Source organism: Colwellia psychrerythraea 34H (genome assembly GCF_000012325.1).
GTDB classification, from domain to species: Bacteria; Pseudomonadota; Gammaproteobacteria; order Enterobacterales; family Alteromonadaceae; genus Colwellia; species Colwellia psychrerythraea_A.
The window spans coordinates 324479-343134 of the sequence record NC_003910.7; the positions used below are offsets into that span (position 1 = coordinate 324479).

Annotated in this window: 15 protein-coding genes; 14 read left to right on the plus strand and 1 reads right to left on the minus strand. The window is 37.7% G+C overall.

All coding sequences use genetic code 11. The features are described from left to right. Positions 1–150: 150 nt before the first annotated feature. The 3 genes from CPS_RS01440 to CPS_RS01450 all read left to right on the plus strand — a co-directional run bounded on the left by CPS_RS01440 (position 151) and on the right by CPS_RS01450 (position 3901). Positions 151–3030, plus strand: coding sequence for a hypothetical protein (locus tag CPS_RS01440; protein WP_187148284.1), 2880 nt, complete (start codon positions 151–153; stop codon positions 3028–3030). 49 nt (positions 3031–3079) lie between these two features. Then, positions 3080–3292, plus strand: a complete 213-nt coding sequence (locus CPS_RS23065; protein ID WP_011041190.1) for a DUF1289 domain-containing protein — start codon at positions 3080–3082, stop codon at positions 3290–3292. 87 nt (positions 3293–3379) lie between these two features. Beyond that, complete coding sequence (locus CPS_RS01450) at positions 3380–3901, plus strand: hypothetical protein (protein WP_238383579.1); 522 nt, start codon at positions 3380–3382, stop codon at positions 3899–3901. A gap of 21 nt (positions 3902–3922) precedes the next feature. On the opposite strand, the gene queG is transcribed toward CPS_RS01450, so the two are convergent. Next, positions 3923–5125, minus strand: coding sequence for a tRNA epoxyqueuosine(34) reductase QueG (gene queG / locus CPS_RS01455; RefSeq protein WP_420794788.1), 1203 nt, complete (start codon positions 5123–5125; stop codon positions 3923–3925). Positions 5126–5447: 322 nt separating this feature from the next. On the opposite strand from queG, the gene CPS_RS01460 reads away from it, so the two are divergent. The 11 genes from CPS_RS01460 (at position 5448) to CPS_RS01510 (ending at position 17956) form a co-directional block, all read left to right on the plus strand. Next, positions 5448–7022: a bifunctional ADP-dependent NAD(P)H-hydrate dehydratase/NAD(P)H-hydrate epimerase gene (locus CPS_RS01460; RefSeq protein WP_011041193.1), complete on the plus strand. Its 1575-nt coding sequence runs from the start codon at positions 5448–5450 to the stop codon at positions 7020–7022. 38 nt (positions 7023–7060) lie between these two features. Then, positions 7061–7549, plus strand: coding sequence for a tRNA (adenosine(37)-N6)-threonylcarbamoyltransferase complex ATPase subunit type 1 TsaE (gene tsaE / locus CPS_RS01465; protein ID WP_011041194.1), 489 nt, complete (start codon positions 7061–7063; stop codon positions 7547–7549). A gap of 17 nt (positions 7550–7566) precedes the next feature. Then, entirely contained in the window at positions 7567–8898 is a 1332-nt protein-coding gene (locus CPS_RS01470) for an N-acetylmuramoyl-L-alanine amidase (RefSeq protein WP_011041195.1), read from the plus strand. A gap of 6 nt (positions 8899–8904) precedes the next feature. Next, positions 8905–10863 (plus strand): DNA mismatch repair endonuclease MutL, encoded by a 1959-nt coding sequence (gene mutL / locus CPS_RS01475; protein WP_011041196.1) that lies wholly within the window; start codon positions 8905–8907, stop codon positions 10861–10863. Between the two features lie 77 nt (positions 10864–10940). After that, positions 10941–11840 (plus strand): tRNA (adenosine(37)-N6)-dimethylallyltransferase MiaA, encoded by a 900-nt coding sequence (miaA, locus tag CPS_RS01480; protein WP_420794793.1) that lies wholly within the window; start codon positions 10941–10943, stop codon positions 11838–11840. Between the two features lie 167 nt (positions 11841–12007). After that, on the plus strand, positions 12008–12259 hold the full coding sequence (gene hfq, locus CPS_RS01485; RefSeq protein WP_011041198.1) for an RNA chaperone Hfq: 252 nt from the start codon (positions 12008–12010) through the stop codon (positions 12257–12259). A 52-nt stretch (positions 12260–12311) separates the two neighbouring features. Further along, entirely contained in the window at positions 12312–13598 is a 1287-nt protein-coding gene (gene hflX / locus CPS_RS01490) for a ribosome rescue GTPase HflX (protein ID WP_011041199.1), read from the plus strand. 63 nt (positions 13599–13661) lie between these two features. After that, the gene (gene hflK / locus CPS_RS01495) at positions 13662–14810 is read left to right on the plus strand and encodes an FtsH protease activity modulator HflK (RefSeq protein WP_011041200.1); all 1149 of its coding nucleotides are present in this window, start codon (positions 13662–13664) and stop codon (positions 14808–14810) included. A gap of 3 nt (positions 14811–14813) precedes the next feature. Then, positions 14814–15701: a protease modulator HflC gene (hflC, locus tag CPS_RS01500; protein ID WP_011041201.1), complete on the plus strand. Its 888-nt coding sequence runs from the start codon at positions 14814–14816 to the stop codon at positions 15699–15701. A gap of 266 nt (positions 15702–15967) precedes the next feature. Next, positions 15968–16522, plus strand: coding sequence for a hypothetical protein (locus CPS_RS01505; protein ID WP_085961199.1), 555 nt, complete (start codon positions 15968–15970; stop codon positions 16520–16522). Positions 16523–16660: 138 nt separating this feature from the next. After that, positions 16661–17956, plus strand: coding sequence for an adenylosuccinate synthase (locus tag CPS_RS01510; RefSeq protein WP_011041203.1), 1296 nt, complete (start codon positions 16661–16663; stop codon positions 17954–17956). The last annotated feature ends 700 nt before the right edge of the window (positions 17957–18656 follow it).

The window sequence follows — 18656 nt, forward strand, 5'->3', positions numbered from 1 at the left end:
AAAATTGCTAGTCTAAATATACTCATTACCAATCAAGATGGATGTTTCAGAGTCCTGCACTTTGAATGATACCGGGTATAGTATAAAATGTGCTGCAAGGGAACTGAACTATATTGACGAGTAATGAATACAAACGAAGCAACTACAAACGTGAATAATTTACAGAGTACGCAGACCTATAAAGCTGGAAGTAAGGTTAAGCACTTTCATCAATTTTTTACTGCTTATCTTATTGTCATTTTTTTGGTTATTGTTGTTGGATTATCCACAATAGTGTTTTTTTTAGCACAGGAGTACAAACACTCTCAAACGTCAATAACTGAACAGCTTTTTTCATTACAAACACAATATCTACAACAAACTTACCTGATTAATGCTGATAAGCTTATTGATAGCATATTGAAAAATATCGATTCGAATGATTTGATCCCTCTTCAACAAGCACTTTCTCTACAAAGTAAAAAACTATCATTACTAAAATCTGAATATAAAAATAGTTATCAACAATGGTTTTCTAGTAATAATCATGCTATGGACCTACTTACACGTATTGAATCAAGTCATACAAATAACGAATTAGTAAAATCTAAGTCATTAATTCAACTTGATACTTTACTTGATGCCATTAATATCCAATTGAATAAACAACAGACAAACTCAAAGCAAGCAGTGCTGTTATCCAAAGTAGAAAGTCAGCTCACCAATGTAGTAGCGAAACTTAAACGTTTGGATTTAAATACGACATTTAGAAAGTTTGAACAGTTAAGCAAACAAATGGATGAAATGTTTATTACTGATTATGCCAAGCAATTGGCAAATCAACAGTACGAAAGCCAAGGAATGGCTGACATTGTCAGAGACTTCATTCGTTTTGAAGATCTAATATTAAAAGACGATTTATTGGCTAAATGGCAAGATAACTTACACTTAATAGAAAAGTATCAACAACAGCTTCTTGTCCAACAGGAACAATTGAAAAATATTATCGATAAGCTGTTAGGAAGCCAGCAGGGGGGGGCTGTATTGGCAATTAGTGATTATGCAGGAATCAATAAAGAAGCTGTATTGTTTAACCTGTTACCAAAATGGGTAGTTACTGCTTTTACTGTTGTACTTATCAGTCTTGCCGGTTTACTTTTGTTAATTCGAAGAAAAATAAAAGTGGCTAGTCAATTTAGTGTCAACTGTATTACTCGTATCATAGAAAATGAAACTAGCTCATTGACAGTTGAAGGAAAAGGTAGTCTCTCCAAGCTACCTAATCATGCCCTGTATAGTGCTGAAACTGAACAGTTAATAAAAAAAATTCAACAGATAAATTCCTACAATCACAATGAAGAGGAGTACTTAGCGCTTACTGATAAAAATCAAATGTTGGAAGAGAGAATCATTAAGTTTGACTCGTCAGAAAAATCCACATCAGAGCTCTTAGTTGAACAGCAGCGCTGTAAAGATCTTCATCTAGCTGCGATAAAGCAGTTAGTTTTATTAGGAGTTAGCTCAATTGCGACAAAGATAGGCGCTAGCAATAAAGATGATGCTGGCGAAGCAGATAATCACTTGAATAATGCTCACTATCAAGGCCTGGATTTAGTCAGACAATTAAGGCAAGCAAGTTATTATCGCTATTTACAAAGTAGTGATGCCTTGTTGACATTAAGTGATGTGAATCTTGTAGCCCTCATTCAGGCTATTGTGCTTAACTCACGTAATGAGTTAATTCTCTGTAATAATAAAATTTCGGTGAATATTGATGAAAAAATTCTCCCTAAGGTAAACCTAGATGTAGCATTATTCAGTGAAATGTTTAGCGTTTTTATCATGTTGCTGTTCTCTCAGCAAAAAAATAGTCAGTTATCGCTCAATTTACAGTTGGTTGATAAAAATAATGGTCAACAAAAAATATGCTTTACTGGCCAAATTCAAGATGAAGGTGACATAGTATGTTTGCCACAAGCGTTGCAAGCTTTCAGTGATGATAGTACCGAGCAAAGTGAGCTTGGAGACTACTTCTTTACTTTATTGAAAAACCAGCACGGCTATGATGTTAGCGCTAAATTAACCGAAAAAGCTTATAACTTTAGTTTCACTTTACCCATAGCGGTTGCGGATAATCAACAAGGATCTCATTATCCCGTATTGTCATTACCGGATCACTTAGCTGATATTGAAAAGGATGTTGTAAAATTAGCAGCTAAATATTTTGTTAGGCCTATAGAGGTATTACTTGCAGTAACGGCACCTGAAAAGTATCAGCGTTTGCAGCAATTGCTGCAAGGTATGGGATTACAAATTACCTTTGTCAGTTGTGAATTAATGTTACAACAACATTGGCAAAGTGGTCGTTTCGCGGTACTGATAACAGAGATAGAATGTCAGCCCTTCACTAGATTTACGATTGATGAGGGAGAGGAACACTCTGCTATAGTCGCCATAACACGTGGAGTGTTTAGTTTAGAAAATCGGGTAGATATTAAAGCTCAATCTGAAAATTATCCTCTCTGGGTGTTGGGGGAGTTAAGTGCTGAAAGTAGCGTAAGTGAACTAGTTACGGCAATGACCCCTTGGATAAAAGAACAATGTTGTGGGAGCTATACTCCTGAAGAGCAAGTGACACAAGTTACTAGCAGTAGTAATAACATTGGCGCTATAGCTGAAGATGAACTTGCATTAACATTCTTAAATCAAGCGGATAGTTTTAACTTTGAACGTTACTTGAAACATCAGGGTTCTGCTGAATTGGCTATTTTCATGCTTGAAGAATATACAACTGAAAATATTGTGCTTGTAGAGGAATTAAGCCAAGCGTTTACGGTTAACGATGTTGAAAAAGTTGATGCTATTATCAAGGCATTATTGGTTAATGGTAGAATACTTGCTGCTGATCACCTATTGCAGCTTTGCCAGCATTGGCAGACATTGCTTACTACTCAAGGGGTAGATAACAATGAAAAGGTACAAATAACTTTATTAAGTAAAACGAAACAAGCAGTTGATGAAATTAGTCAACATGCAGTTACTATCGCTTAATTTAAGTGCATGGAAAAAGTATTATTATCATAAACTTCTAAGGACTATCTTGAGTAATCATAATAGCAATAACCAAATAAAACTAACTGACAGCCCGTGTGTACGTAATTGCTGCTTAGACAGTGATGACATGTGTCTAGGTTGCTTTCGTTACATTGATGAAATCACTTCTTGGCGTAGCTATTCTGATGAAGAAAAGCAGAAAATCACAACGTTGTGCCAACAAAGACAAGAAGATGAGCAGAGTAAATTAAATAGCTAAGGCTGTGTAATAGACACTTTTACTTCTATCGTTTACCCTAATATAAATTTTTTGAAATTGAACATCTAATCGAATAAAGGACTTTTCGTGATTAATAAGAAAACACTCAAATCAATACTCTCTTTTACCGAACAGCAAAACCCCGCTCCTAGTTTTATTGTCATTTATATTCTCACTTGGGTTGTTTGGCATAATCAGCTATTTAGTTATTTTATAGATGCTCAAGGAGGTTTTTTAATGAAAGTTACCACTTCTGTGGCATCTCTTGAAAAAAACCAATACTTTGTCGTTTTTCTTTTAACTTGCTTGATTCTTGTTGGGCGCTTGATAGTCGATTATTTTAGTTTCAAATCTAGAGAGCTGTTAAATTTAGCGGATGATGATTTTGTTAATGCGAGAGATGACCAAAAATTTGCTCAAAATACCGACATTGCTAATGTGATGGCGACCCTCACAAAAACACAACAACAACTAGCGGATAGTAAAGCGAGAGAGAAAAAAGTAAGCGCTGAAAAAAATGAAGCGATTAAAAAGTTGTTGAGTCTGCAGCACGAGTTAGACGAAGCTAAAGCTGATATAGATATACTTAATAAAATTACAATTAATTAATTCGTATATATTTTTATAGCGTTAGGCATCTCTAGGAAGACCTTTCTCAACAGAACGGATTAAGCGCAGTGTTAATCTATGGTTTTTAGCTTGCTCTGCTGCTACCTTCTCTGAGAGCATTTTTTTATCGCTTTGCTGTACAAGTGCCCAGTTAATATGTTCAACAACGAGGTCACTTGCATCAGGTCTTTTTTCGGTTAATGCAGTTACAATAACATCACTATAGGGTGCATTACCTAATGCTACCGCAATATTTCGTAGCCAACTTTGAAAACCAATACGTCTTATGGGAGACCCTTGCAAAGTATTGAGAAAATATTCTTCAGACCAAGCGAACAGTTCTAGCAAGCTGATGTCATCCAGGTTATTTCTTGCTTGAAAGTCATCGGCAAGACTAAGTTTCGCGTACTTGTTCCAAGGACAAATTAATTGGCAATCATCACAGCCATAAATACGATTCCCCATTAAGGGGCGTAACTCTATAGGTATTGCGTCAGGTGATTCAATGGTGAAATAAGAAATACAACGTCTGGCATCAACTGTGTATGGCTCAACAATTGCTTTAGTAGGACAAATCTTAATGCAAGCTACACATGTGCCACAGTCATTCGTTTTTGTTTGTGTTTCAATGGCTTTGATAGCACTTTCACTATACTCATTTCGACTAATCGGCAAAGGAATATCAACAAAGAGCTCACCTAAGAAAAACCAAGAGCCAGCTTCTTTGTTGATTAATAAAGTATGTTTACCAGCCCAGCCCAATCCAGCTTTTTCTGCCAGTGGCCTTTCCATTACTGGGGCTGAATCAACGAAGGGTCGACAGTTAAAGTCGCTGCAGTGTTCTACTATTTTTTTTCCTAATTGCTGTAAGCGTTTACGCATTAATTTATGGTAATCACGTCCTAGCGCATATCGGCTAATATAAGCTTTGTTTTTATCTTTTAAAATACTAGCAAATTTAGCATTATGCGGCAGGTAATCTAAACGTACGCTAATAACTCTAATGGTACCAGGCACTAATTCGGCGGGTCGAGCACGCATTAAACCATGGCGCGCCATATAATCCATATTGCCGTGATAGCCATTAGCCAACCAACGCTCTAACATACTTTCATGTGCGGATAGATCGATATTACTGATGCCTAAATCAGAAAAACCTAATTCTTTACTCCAGCACTTGATTTTTTCTGCTAATTCTTGATAGTTAATAGGAGACATTGTCATAAAATAAAGCCAGTTTCAGCTCGTTTGTTGAACCATTGATTGAGGTTAAGCTAATACCATTTTGATTAAGTTTCTTCCCACTCAGCGAGAATTAAAAGGCTTAGAGGCAAGGCATTGATTGAAGAGAATGGTTATTCCCTTATCCAAATCAATAACGTAGCATGTAAACCTTTTAAACTCGCCCTTCGGGAGTTTGTCAGCGATTCGATAACCGCACTGAATTTCTTTCATATAGAATAACTATAATGTAAAAAAATTCAATTTGTTCTCAAACCGCTGACAAGCTCTGGGTAGGAACAAAGTTAGTCAAATTGGTATCACCATGAAATTATCACTAAGTTTATCACAAAAGCCACCCGTGACGTCTGTGTATACTGCTAATCAGGTCTTGAAAAACGAAGCGAATGTTGCGCGAAGTCAAGGTATAGCAATGTATGAACTTATGCACAGCGCAGGTGCTGCAGTTTTTACACAATTATCGCTTAGTTGGCCTAATGCGAAGCATTTATTAATACTGTGTGGTAAAGGAAATAATGGTGGTGATGGTTTTGTCGTTGCTAAATTAGCGCACCAAGCAAAGATAAAGGTGAGTGTTTTACTTACTTGTGATGTGAGTCAGTTAAAAGGTGATGCTTTATCGGCCTATCAAGCAATGATCTTCGCAGGAGTATCACTAATCGTTGAGGATAGGGTGAATAAACATGCTGAGAGCTTAGCCATTATCAATGATTTTTCTGGAGAGGTAATTGTTGATGCCTTATTTGGCATTGGTTTTACCGGTCAACTAACACCGCGACTGCAAGAGTTTGTCACCAGTATTAATCATCAAAAAGCCAAGGTAATTAGTATCGACGTACCTTCTGGGCTTTGTGCAACAACAGGTGAAGTACAAGGGGAAAGCATTGAAGGACAAGCCATTATTGCTGATATAACGCTAACCTTCATTGTTTATAAGCAAGGTTTGTTAACGGGTCAGGCAGCTAATTTTGTCGGTGAGCTATTCTTGGCACCTTTGGCTATGAATAATGCTTTCACTAAACAAGTGCAAACCAATAATCACTATGCCCAATATAAATTGCCCTTGAACCAACCTAAGCGATTACCTAGCAGCCATAAGGGGGATAGTGGATTATTGTTGACTATAGGCGGAAGCGATACAATGCCAGGGGCAATTCGTCTTGCCAGTGAATCAGCTTTGCGATGTGGTGCAGGTTTAGTTGCCGTGAGTTGTCATAAAAATAATCAAATGTTCATCATGAATGGTCGACCTGAGTTGATGTTAGCGCCAGAAACTAGTGCTTTATTAGAGGCATCAACCCAACTATATAAAGCAAAAGCGTACCTAGTAGGTCCAGGGTTAGGGCAAAGCGATCAAGCTAAACAGCTATTTGAGTTAATAAGTAAAACTAGCCAGACACAAAATAAAACTACGGTCATTGATGCTGATGCTTTAATACTATTAAGTGAGACCAAACAACAATGCAATCATTGGGTATTAACACCACACCCCAAAGAAGCCGCGGCTTTATTACAATGTGATGTGGCAAGTATTGAGGCAGATCGCTTTTCGGCAGTACGCGCTATCGCTAAACAATATGGCGGTATTTGCTTACTTAAAGGGGCGGGTACTTTAATTTCAGATGGTGAGCGCGTTGTTATCAATAATTCAGGTAATTCGGGAATGGCATCAGGTGGTATGGGTGATGTATTAAGCGGGATTATTAGTGCTTTAGTGATGCAAAGTGATAATAATTTTTACTCAACATGCCTAGCGGCATATATTCATGGTGCTGCAGCTGATATTATAGCCAATAAGAATGGTCAGCGTGGCTTGTTAGCAAGTGATTTATTTATACCATTGCAGCAATTGCTCAATGGAAAAGTGCCAAATCATTAACGTTGTAATAATAGTCGCAATAAACATAGAAAAGTAAAATGAAGCAATTAGAATATTTTTTAGCTGATGAAGCTGCCACCATTGCCATTGGTTCAGGATTGGCTGAAGTACTTAAAAATGCCACAGTTCAGCAAGCATTAGTAGTTTATCTTAACGGTGATTTAGGCGCAGGAAAAACGACCCTTACGCGAGGTTTTGTTCGGGGTATGGGCCATACAGGTAATGTAAAAAGCCCTACTTATACTTTAGTTGAACCTTATGAATTAGGGGAGTGGCGAGTCTTTCATTTTGACTTATATCGTCTTGCTGATGCTGAAGAATTAGAATATATGGGGATTCGAGATTATTTTAATAATGACTGTTGCTGCTTTATTGAATGGCCAGAAAAAGGTACAGGACTATTGGCTAAAGCAGATTTAATCATTAATATAGCTTATCAAGATGAACAAAGAGTCATCAAGCTGCAAGCCGAAACTGTTCATGGCGAACAAGTGATCACAGCGCTTGCAGAAATTATAAAGTTATAAAAATTGGGGTTAGTTGGATGTATCGGAGAATTCTCCTATCAATAGCAAGGCTACGTGCGCTTAGTTTTCTATGTGTTGCTGTATTAAGTTTACTTTCAGTGAATACCTATGCTGCAAATAGCATTGATGGCATTCGTGTCTGGCCCGCGCCGGAAAATACTCGTATTGTTTTTGATGTAAAGAAAAAACCAGATTATAAATTTTTTACTCTCAGTAAACCAAATCGATTGGTAATTGATTTTACCAATACAAAAAACACCGTAGCTTTAAAAAATCTTGCCGTTAACGACCCACGAGTAAAACTTTTTCGTTCAAGCGTGAATAAAGGCAAAACTCGTTTGGTATTAGAATTAACTAAATCTTATCAGCTTACCGTTTTCCCGCTAGCACCTGCGGGACAATACGGACATCGACTGGTGATTGATCTTTACGATAAAAACCGTAGTAAAAAGAATGTTTCTAAACCAAAAAAGAGTGTTGGCGATATCATTATTGGTATTGATGCTGGCCATGGTGGTGAAGATCCTGGTTCAATCGGTGGTAAAGGTACCTATGAAAAAAGAGTTACCTTAGCGATAGCTAAAAAATTACAAAAAGTAATCAACAAAGAAAAAGGCATGAAAGCGGTGATGATCCGCAGTGGCGATTATTATGTTAATTTGAATCGTCGCACTAGCCTAGCTAGGGATAAGCATGTCGATTTTTTAGTTTCAATACATGCGGATGCTTTTCATACTCCAGGACCTAGTGGTGCCTCAGTTTGGGTAGTAACGAAAAGTCGTGCTGAGTCAGAGTTATCAAGGTGGTTGGTAAATAGAGAGAAAAAATCAGAATTACTTGGTGGTGGCGGTGGGGTAATCAAAAACACTTCAGATAGCCACTTAGCATTAGCTTTAGCAGATATGAGCAAAGAGCATTCTTTAGGGGTAAGTTTTGGTGTGGCTAATAATGTTATAAAAGAGCTGAAAAAAATCACCAAAATGCATAAGTCAACACCGCAAAATGGTAATTTTGCAGTGCTTAAATCGTCGGATATTCCTTCAATATTAGTTGAAACAGGTTTTATCTCAAATCACAAAGAAGAGAAAAATTTAACTTGGTCTAAACACCAGCAACGTTTAGCGAATGCAATCCACGGTGGTATCAAAAAGCACTTTTTAGCGCACCCATTGACCGGTTCTTATTTTGCATCGGTGGGGTATAAAAAGCACAAGGTACGCAGTGGAGAATCACTATCGGTACTAGCCAAACGTTATAATATATCTATGAGCAAACTTAAATCTATCAATAAATTAAAAACTAATTCATTAAGAATTGGTCAAACGTTAAAAATTCCTCGTACTGGATAAACTCCTATGACTATTGCTATATTGCCTGCACGTTTGGCTAACCAAATTGCTGCTGGTGAAGTGGTTGAACGCCCCGCCTCTGTTATTAAAGAGCTGATTGAAAATAGTTTAGATGCTGGGGCAACATCTATACATATTGATGTTGATAAAGGAGGCATCAAAAAGATAAAAATTACTGATAATGGTCATGGCATAGTTAAAGAAGAGTTAACGTTGGCACTAAGTCGTCATGCAACCAGTAAAATTAAAAGCCTAAATGACTTAGAAGCTATTGGTAGCTTAGGCTTTCGTGGTGAAGCGTTAGCCAGTATAAGTTCAGTTGCGCGATTAACGTTAACGTCTAAGCCGCAATCTCAAGCAACTGCGTGGCAAGCTGTTGCTGAAGGGCGGGATATGTCAGTCAATATAAAACCTGCAGCTCACCCAGACGGCACTAGTATTGAAGTACTGGACTTGTTTTTCAATACTCCAGCTAGACGGAAATTTTTACGTACCGAAAAAACCGAATTTAATCATATAGATGAAGTAGTGCGCCGGATTGCACTTGCTCACTTTGAAGTTAGCTTTAGCCTAACCCATAACGGTAATACTGTTCGTCAATATCGGATGGCGAGTACTCACGCACAATGTATTAAACGTGTTGCTATGGTCTGTGGCCCAAAGTTTATTGAACATGCTGTTGAAGTAGATTGCCCGCATGATAATATGACATTATCAGGCTGGTTAGCTAAACCTAGTTTCTCGCGCAGCCAAAACGATCTTTGTTATAGTTATGTTAATGGCAGAATGATGCGGGATAAGTTAATTAATCATGCTATTCGCCAAGCATATGCGGATTTATTACCACCTGATACTTACCCTGCATTTGTATTGTTTTTACAGCTTGATCATCGAGAAGTGGATGTAAATGTCCATCCATCAAAACATGAAGTACGCTTTCATCAAAGCCGTTATGTTCATGACTTTATTTATTCTGTTTGTCATAAAGCGTTGACGTCAGCCTTAGCAGGTGAAGAACTATTTACTACAGCTGATAGTGATCTTGCCTTAGTACCAGAGCAGTCTTATTCCTCGTTAGGCGCAAACGATAGACAAGGAAGCCATTCATCCAATACTCCTACTCTAAATTACCCAAGTGCAGATTATATTAGACCATTACAGCATGTAAATGATGCAAGTAATAGTCAATCAACATCTAGTTATAGTGGCTACGGTCAACAACACAAAACTAATGCTATTTCTAAAATTGCAGCGTCTAACTATCAAGCATTAATGACGCCTGATAAGGGGAGTTCAGCTCAAGTTCAAAATACGAGTGGCTCTGATCAAGCAAGTGCACAGAAGCATGAGACTACGACCCTGCAAAACTCTACTGACCAGAGTGCTTTTTTAAGTGTACACCAGCCAGGATATGCACTGTATAAAACAGAAAATGGTGTGAGAGTTTTATCATTATTTAAGTTAGCGAAAAGTACTTACGGTAAGCTGGTTGAACAAAGCTGGCAGAATAAAACCGAGCAATCAGATTGTCCTGTTGAATGCTTGGTCAGTCAACCGTTGTTATTACCTGTGATTTTAAGTCTTTCTGAGCAACAGCTTAGTTTTGTATTAGCAGAGCAAGAAATACTCTCAAATGCGGGCATAGTGTTTATCCAACAGCATAAAAATAAAATACAAATCAGGCAATTTCCCGCGTTATTACGTGAGCAAGATGTAAGTAATGCGCTAATAATAATTATTGAAGAGTTGATCGAAAAACGAAGTTTTACCGAAGGAGAGGCTCTTTGTGAAACTAACTTACATCAAAGCATTGGTTTAGCAATGGTTTTGGCTGAGTATGATGAAACACAAGCTGATATTTTATTAAGACTTACGAAAAAACTGTTCCATGAACAACTTAGTCAGCAATTACTCTTGAATTCTATCCCTCTTGACCTCACATCACATATTAAGACGTTATTTTAGTAATTCTCAATAAGAGTTAAGTATTCGTGTCAGTTCAAAGCATCACAGAATCAAACCAGCCACCTGTTATTTGTTTAATGGGACCAACTGCATCGGGTAAAACCGCTTTGGCAATGGCACTGAAAGACGCATTACCTTGCGATATAGTCAGTGTTGACTCTGCGCTTATTTATCGCGATATGGATATTGGTACAGCTAAACCGACAAAATCGGAATTGGTGCAATATCCTCATCGACTTATCGATTTACGTGATGCGAGTGAAAGTTATTCAGCTGCCGACTTTTGTCGTGATGCACTAGTTGAGATTGCTGAGATCAGGAGTAATGGTCGAATTCCATTATTGGTCGGCGGAACTATGATGTATTTCAAAAGTTTGATTGAGGGGATTTCCCCTCTACCGACAGCAAATCCAGAAATACGCCAAGCAATCGAAGCTGAGGCTTTATCAAAAGGCTGGCAAGCAATGCATGATCAGCTAGCTGAAATAGATCCGGTTTCAGCTGAACGAATACACCCGAATGACCCACAACGTATAACGCGAGCGTTAGAAGTGTACAGGTTGACGAGTAACACTTTGACACAATTGACACAAATAAAAGGTGCTAAGCTCGCCGGCGATGTTCTACAATTAGCTATAACTCCCAGGGAACGCAGCACGCTACATGAACGAATTGCACTACGCTATCAGCAAATGATAGATTTGGGATTCGAGCAGGAAGTGATTAAATTAAAATCACGAGATGATTTACACCAAGATTTACCTTCTATTCGTTGTGTGGGCTACCGACAAATGTGGCAACACCTTGAAGGTGAATTTGACCACGATGAAATGATTTTCCGTGGCGTTTGTGCAACCAGACAGTTAGCTAAAAGACAGCTGACTTGGTTAAGAAATTGGCCTGATTTACACTGGCTCACAACGGATGATAAAACCAATTTAGCACAAGTTTTATCACTGCTTGAGGCAAAGCATTAAAGGGCGCGCAAATATAAAGCAATAGTTGAAAATTGATGTATAATTAATTTGTTAGCTATTTTATATAACATTTTGTTATGTTGTTTTCATAGCAAGTTTTTCAGATACTTTATTACTGAGTTTTAAGTTTACCAGTAATGTTTAATAATAATAAAAGGGACCATATAATGGCAAAAGGGCAGTCTTTGCAAGACCCATTTTTAAATGCGTTACGTCGTGATCGCATTCCAGTTGCAATATATTTAGTTAACGGTATTAAGTTACAAGGACAAGTAGAATCGTTCGATCAGTTTGTAATTCTCCTTAAGAATACGGTTAGTCAGATGGTATATAAGCACGCTATATCTACCGTTGTACCTTCTCGCGCTGTTAATACAGCACCAGTACCTGGCCCAGACGATCAATCGTCAGATGCTTAAAGTTTTTTATTCTTTTGAGAACGATTAATCATGGTACTAGGGTTTAACGCTATTGTTTGAACGTTATCAAGCGGGTGAACAAGCCGTACTTGTTCATTTAGACTTTCCAGATGAAAGCAGTAGAGAAGACCTAAGCGAATTTAAAATGTTAGTGTCTTCTGCTGGTGTACAAGCGTTAACCGTTGTGACTGGTAAACGAAATACTCCTCACCCCCGTTTTTTTGTTGGCTCAGGTAAAGCCGAAGAAATTCGTGATGCTGTTCATTTAGTTGGCGCTAATGTAGTTCTGTTTAATCATAGTTTAACGCCGTCTCAAGAAAAGAATATTGAAGCATTATGTGAATGTAGAGTGGTTGATCGCACAACCTTAATTCTTGATATCTTTGCGCAACGCGCTAGAACTCATGAAGGCAAGCTACAAGTTGAATTAGCACAATTGCGTCATATGAGTAGTCGCTTGATTCGAGGTTGGACTCACTTAGAAAGACAGAAAGGTGGCATCGGTCTTAGAGGACCAGGTGAAACTCAGCTAGAAACAGATAGACGTTTATTGCGTGAACGTATGGTTAATATTCGTAAACGTTTAGGCAAAGTTGAAGTACAAAGGCAGCAGGGAAGAAGAGCGAGAACTCGGGCAGAGTTACCAACTTTATCTTTAGTTGGATATACCAATGCAGGTAAGTCAACGCTGTTTAATACATTAACACAATCTGATGTATATGCAGCAGATCAGTTGTTTGCTACCTTAGATCCAACGTTAAGAAAAATTGATTTATTCGGTGTAGGCCGTGTTATTTTGGCTGATACTGTTGGTTTCATTCGTCACTTACCGCATGATTTAGTTGCTGCGTTTAAAGCAACGCTTACAGAAACCCGTGAAGCCGAATTGTTATTACATGTGGTTGATATTTCAGATGATAGGCGCAGTGAGAATATTGAACAAGTAGAATATGTGCTTAAAGAGATAGAGGCGAACGATGTGCCTCAGCTAATTATTTGTAATAAAATTGATAATTTAGATGATATTGAACCGCGAATAGACAGAGATGATCAAGGCATGCCAATTCGTGTTTGGTTATCTGCACAGGCAAATATTGGTACTGAACTGTTATTTACTGCACTCGCTGAACGTCTAGATATACAGGTAGTGAATCACCAGTTAAGTATACCGCCAAGTGCAGGAAAACTACGTGGTGAGTTATACAAGTTAAATTGCGTTACTAGCGAGACTTATGATGAACAAGGTCACTGTCACCTAGAGGTTAATATGCCGTCACGTGAGTGGGAAAGATTAATTTCAACTAAGTACAGTGAGTTAGTCGATTATATTGAACATTAATATAAATATATTTTAATTGTAGTGGCGATAATTTTACTTTCGCCGATTTTAGTGGAGAACAATATGGCTTGGAACGAACCGGGGAATAATGATAAAGACCCCTGGAAAAATAAAGGTGGCAAGAATCAAGGGCCACCGGATTTAGATGAACTTCTTAATGATCTTGGTAAAAAAGTTACCGGGATCTTTGGTGGCAAAACTACCAAAGGTGGATCTGGGTCAGGTAAAAGTTTTTCCAGTATCGGAATATCTATCCTTCTTATTGTTGCATCTGTGGTTTATGCGTTTAGCGGTTTTTATACCATTAAAGAAGCAGAACAGGGCATTGTACTAAGATTTGGAGAATATTCAGGTACTGTTGAGCCAGGTATTAACTGGAAATGGACCTTTGTTGATCGTATTATTCCGGTTGATATGCAAAGCACGCGTGATATGCCGTCATCAGGTTTTATGTTAACCAAAGATGAAAATGTAGTACGTGTTGAAATGCAAATTCAGTATCGTGTAGTTGATGCGCGTAAATATATTTTCAGTGTTACCAATGCAGATGATAGCTTAAATCAATCGCTTGATAGTGCACTTCGTTATGTTGTCGGTCATGCTAAAATGGATGACATTTTAACCAGCGGTCGTGAGTCTATTCGTCAGTCAGTTTGGGAAGAGTTAGATAAAATAATTGAACCTTATAACCTAGGTTTAATTATTGTTGATGTTAACTTTAAGGACGCTCGTCCACCAAACGAAGTGAAAGATGCTTTCGATGATGCTATTTCAGCACAAGAAGATGAAGTTCGTTTCTTACGTGAAGCTGAAGCTTATGCTCGAGGCATTGAACCACGTGCCCGTGGTCGTGTTAAGCGTATGGAACAAGAAGCTATTGCTTATAAAAGTCGAATAGTACTTGATGCACAAGGTGAAGTCGCTCGTTTCGAGAAAATATTACCTGAGTATCAAGCGGCGCCAAAAGTAACACGTGAACGTTTATATATTGCTACTATGGAAAAAGTGTATGGCAATGTAAGTAAAGTCATGGTTGATGTTGAGGGTGGTAATAATATGATGTACTTACCTTTAGATAAGATTATACAGCAACAAAATACCAGCAATAGTAGTGGTAAAACTACTTATGCGCCGGTAAATGATACTAATGTAAATACATCACCTACTTCATCATCAGGTCGCTCTGATAGATTTAATAATGGGGGCAACTAAGAAATGAAGAATTTTTTCATTGCTATAATATCACTACTTCTTATCTTAGCTGTATCGTCAGTTTTTGTTATTTACGAAGGCCAACGTGGCATCGTATTTCAATTCTCAAAAATTAAGCGTGATAGTGCTACTGATGAAATGATGGTGTATGAACCAGGTTTACATTTCAAAATTCCATTTATTGAGACAGTACGTAAGTTAGATGCACGTATTCAAACATTGGATGAACCAGCAGATCGTTTTGTTACTTCAGAGAAAAAAGATTTAATGGTCGATTCATTTGTGAAATGGCGCATTGTTGATTTCTCTACATACTACCTACGTACTTCAGGCTCTGTAGATAATGCTCGTGCATTATTAAAGCAAAAAGTGAATAACGGGTTACGTACAGAGTTTGGTAACCGCACCATTAAAGAAATCGTTTCAGGTGATCGTGACGCGATAATGAGTAAAGCGCTAGAAAGTGCTGCGAGTAGCCGTGAAGATCTTGGCATAGAAGTTGTTGATGTCCGTATTAAAGCGATTAACCTACCGACAGAAATAAGTCAGTCTATTTATGAGCGTATGCGTGCTGAGCGAACTGCTGTTGCTAAAGAACATAGATCACAAGGTCAAGAGCAAGCAGAGATTATTCGCGCTACTATTGATGCTAAAGTGACAGTAATGTTAGCAGAAGCACAAAAGAACTCTTTTACGGTCCGTGGTGAAGGTGATGCACTAGCAGCAAAAGTCTATGCAGATGCTTACAGCAAAGATGCAGATTTCTATAGTTTCTATCGTAGTCTTGAGGCTTATGAAAAAAGCTTTAATAGTAAAAATGATATCATGGTGGTTAAACCTGATAGCGAATTCTTCCGTTTTTTGAAAGACGGCAGTGACGTTAAAAAATAGTAACCAGTGATTTATCGATAATAGCCAGCATAATTGCTGGCTTTTTTTTGTCTGAATTATAGTGAAATATGACTAATGTAAGGTATCGTCCATTTATAAGTGAACATTATAAAACAAATTTTACTATCTATTTCTGATATATTCACCAATAAAAATACCAGATCTTACGCTTTAAATGTTAGTGCTATGATCCTGGATACATGAATTTAAAAGGTAAAAATATGACAATAATAAAATATGTAATTGCTGTAATTGTATCATTACCGATGGCGGCATCATTACTGGCAACAGAAGCCCCATTAGTTTCAATACAGACTCAAGATGATTTTTTTAACAGTATAAGGAAACATTGCGGTAAGTCTTATGAAGGTAAGGTGACCGTGGATAATGCTGCAGGAGGGAGCTTTGCAAATAAAAAATTAATTATGCATGTACGAAAATGTACAGACAATCAATTACAAGTACCGTTTCATGTGGGTGATGATGCATCACGTACATGGATTATCACTAAAACTGGCTCAGGATTATCATTAAAGCATGATCATCGTCAAAAAGATGGAAGTAATGATAAATCAACTATGTATGGAGGACATACTAATGATGCCGGTTGGGCTGAAATGCAATCTTTTCCGGCAGATCAGTACTCTAAAGAGCTTTTTGTCGACCAAGGCATTCCACAGTCAATCGGCAATACATGGCAAATGTACATATACCCAGAAAAATTTACTTATCGATTAATCCGTCAAGGTAGAGAGTTTAGAGTCGATTTCGATGTAACAAAGCCAATTAGCACTCCAGTTACCCCTTGGGGTTACGATTAATTTTTAGCTAAGTTGTTAACTTAATTGATTATTTTAAGAACAGGTAGAAGATTAGCTCAAAAAGCTGCTTTTTTAACTTGGACTATAAATATTTATTTGGTAAAATCTTCGCCTAATTTTCTTACGAAATAGAAAAACATGGGCAAAAATGTAGTTGTTCTCGGCACTCAATGGGGTGACGAAGGTAAAGGTAAGATCGTTGACTTACTAACCGATAAAGCTAAATACGTAGTTCGTTATCAAGGTGGTCACAATGCTGGTCATACTTTAGTAATTGACGGTGAAAAAACCGTATTACATCTTATTCCATCAGGCGTTTTACGTGATAACGTAAAATGTTTAATTGGTAATGGTGTAGTGCTATGTCCTAAAGCATTAATGACAGAAATCACCATGCTAGAAGCAAAAGGCGTACCTGTACGTGAACGTTTGCTTATCAGCGATGCTTGTCCATTGATTCTTCCTTATCATAATGCTTTAGATGTTGCGCGTGAAGTTGCTCGCGGTAATAAAGCTATTGGTACTACAGGTCGTGGTATTGGCCCTGCATATGAAGATAAGGTTGCACGACGTGGTTTACGCGTTGGTGATTTATTCTGTGCAGAGACATTTGCGGCTAAACTAAAAGAAATTGTTGAATATCATAACTTCTCATTGGTTAACTACTATAAAGTTGAGCCAGTGAATTATGAAGAAGTACTAGCTGATGCACTAGCTGTTGCTGATACGATTAAAAAAATGACCGCTGATATCTCAGAGATTTTAGACCAAGCCCGCATAGCCGGCGAATCTATTATGTTTGAAGGTGCTCAAGGTACTTTACTTGATATCGACCACGGAACTTATCCTTACGTAACTTCGTCGAATACTACTGCTGGTGGTGTTGCTACAGGGTGTGGCGTTGGTCCTCGTCACTTAGATTACATTTTAGGTATCACCAAAGCTTACACTACACGTGTAGGTTCAGGTCCTTTCCCTACGGAATTGGATGATGAAGTTGGTAACCACTTAGGTACTGTAGGTCATGAATTTGGTGCAACTACAGGACGTGAGCGTCGTTGTGGCTGGTTTGATGCTGTTGCAATGCATCGTGCTATTCAAGTAAATAGTGTAACAGGTTTCTGTTTAACTAAGCTTGATGTACTAGATGGATTAGAAACATTAAAAATCTGTACAGGTTACAAAACTGAAGCTGGTGATATTATCACTGTACCGCCTACGGCAGCTGAAGGTTATGATAAAATCACGCCTGTATATGAAGAGATGCCAGGTTGGACTGAAAGCACTGTTGGTGCAACATCAGTTGATGTTTTACCTGAAAATGCCCTTGCTTATATCAAGCGAATTGAAGAAATTACCGGTATACCAGTAGACATTATCTCTACCGGTCCTGATCGTGTTGAAACGATTATTAAAGTGAACCCTTTTCTTTAAAGGATAACTTTAGTTTCCCTTATCTAATAAAGAAAAGGGAAAGTGATTTCTTAATAATAAAGTCCAACCAAGTGTTGGGCTTTTTTTTGGAAAATTTTTTAAGAATATCATGAGTAACAATCGGACTGATTTATTAGTCACTTAGCGATAATTAAAAGGCTTAGAAGCAAAGGATTGTTTGAATAGAGGCTTTTTCAGAATAATTGCTCCTGCGTTATCTAATAGGGTACTTCCTGTACCGTCTGCATTCTCTAGAAAGTTACATCCGTGTACCGTGCTGATTAATATCAATAACGTCGTAAATAAGCCTTTTAAGCTCGTCCTTTGGGAGCATAATAGCAAACTGCTAACATCAAAGAATGAATTAAATATAGAATAACTATGCTTAATCATTCGTTTGATCTAAGCCCGCTAGCGTAGCGCTAAGTTGGTCAATTAATTAATCCGACTGATATAGGTATGTTAAGTGATCGAATGTCTAGATTAATTCACTTGTATTATCATAGTCCAATATATAAGACTTGTTGCTAGATAATGTACTTAAAACGGGTCTAAGCCTATTTGAACTTTACTAAGTGATATTTATACGACACTACTTAGTTATAAATAGCCAGTATTTATCAAATTGATATGATTTTATCGATCGCTAGCGTTACATTGGTTATAGCTTAGATGGAGGTTATATAGTAAAACAGACTTG

Coding starts and splice junctions, on each gene's coding strand:
- queG (WP_420794788.1), bottom strand. CDS start 5,125: ATGACAATGTCTCCTATTAACTATCAAGAATTAGCAGAAAAAATCAAG.
- CPS_RS01460 (WP_011041193.1), top strand. CDS start 5,448: ATGAAATTATCACTAAGTTTATCACAAAAGCCACCCGTGACGTCTGTG.
- tsaE (WP_011041194.1), top strand. CDS start 7,061: ATGAAGCAATTAGAATATTTTTTAGCTGATGAAGCTGCCACCATTGCC.
- CPS_RS01470 (WP_011041195.1), top strand. CDS start 7,567: ATGTATCGGAGAATTCTCCTATCAATAGCAAGGCTACGTGCGCTTAGT.
- mutL (WP_011041196.1), top strand. CDS start 8,905: ATGACTATTGCTATATTGCCTGCACGTTTGGCTAACCAAATTGCTGCT.
- miaA (WP_420794793.1), top strand. CDS start 10,941: ATGGGACCAACTGCATCGGGTAAAACCGCTTTGGCAATGGCACTGAAA.
- hfq (WP_011041198.1), top strand. CDS start 12,008: ATGGCAAAAGGGCAGTCTTTGCAAGACCCATTTTTAAATGCGTTACGT.
- hflK (WP_011041200.1), top strand. CDS start 13,662: ATGGCTTGGAACGAACCGGGGAATAATGATAAAGACCCCTGGAAAAAT.
- hflC (WP_011041201.1), top strand. CDS start 14,814: ATGAAGAATTTTTTCATTGCTATAATATCACTACTTCTTATCTTAGCT.
- CPS_RS01505 (WP_085961199.1), top strand. CDS start 15,968: ATGGCGGCATCATTACTGGCAACAGAAGCCCCATTAGTTTCAATACAG.
- CPS_RS01510 (WP_011041203.1), top strand. CDS start 16,661: ATGGGCAAAAATGTAGTTGTTCTCGGCACTCAATGGGGTGACGAAGGT.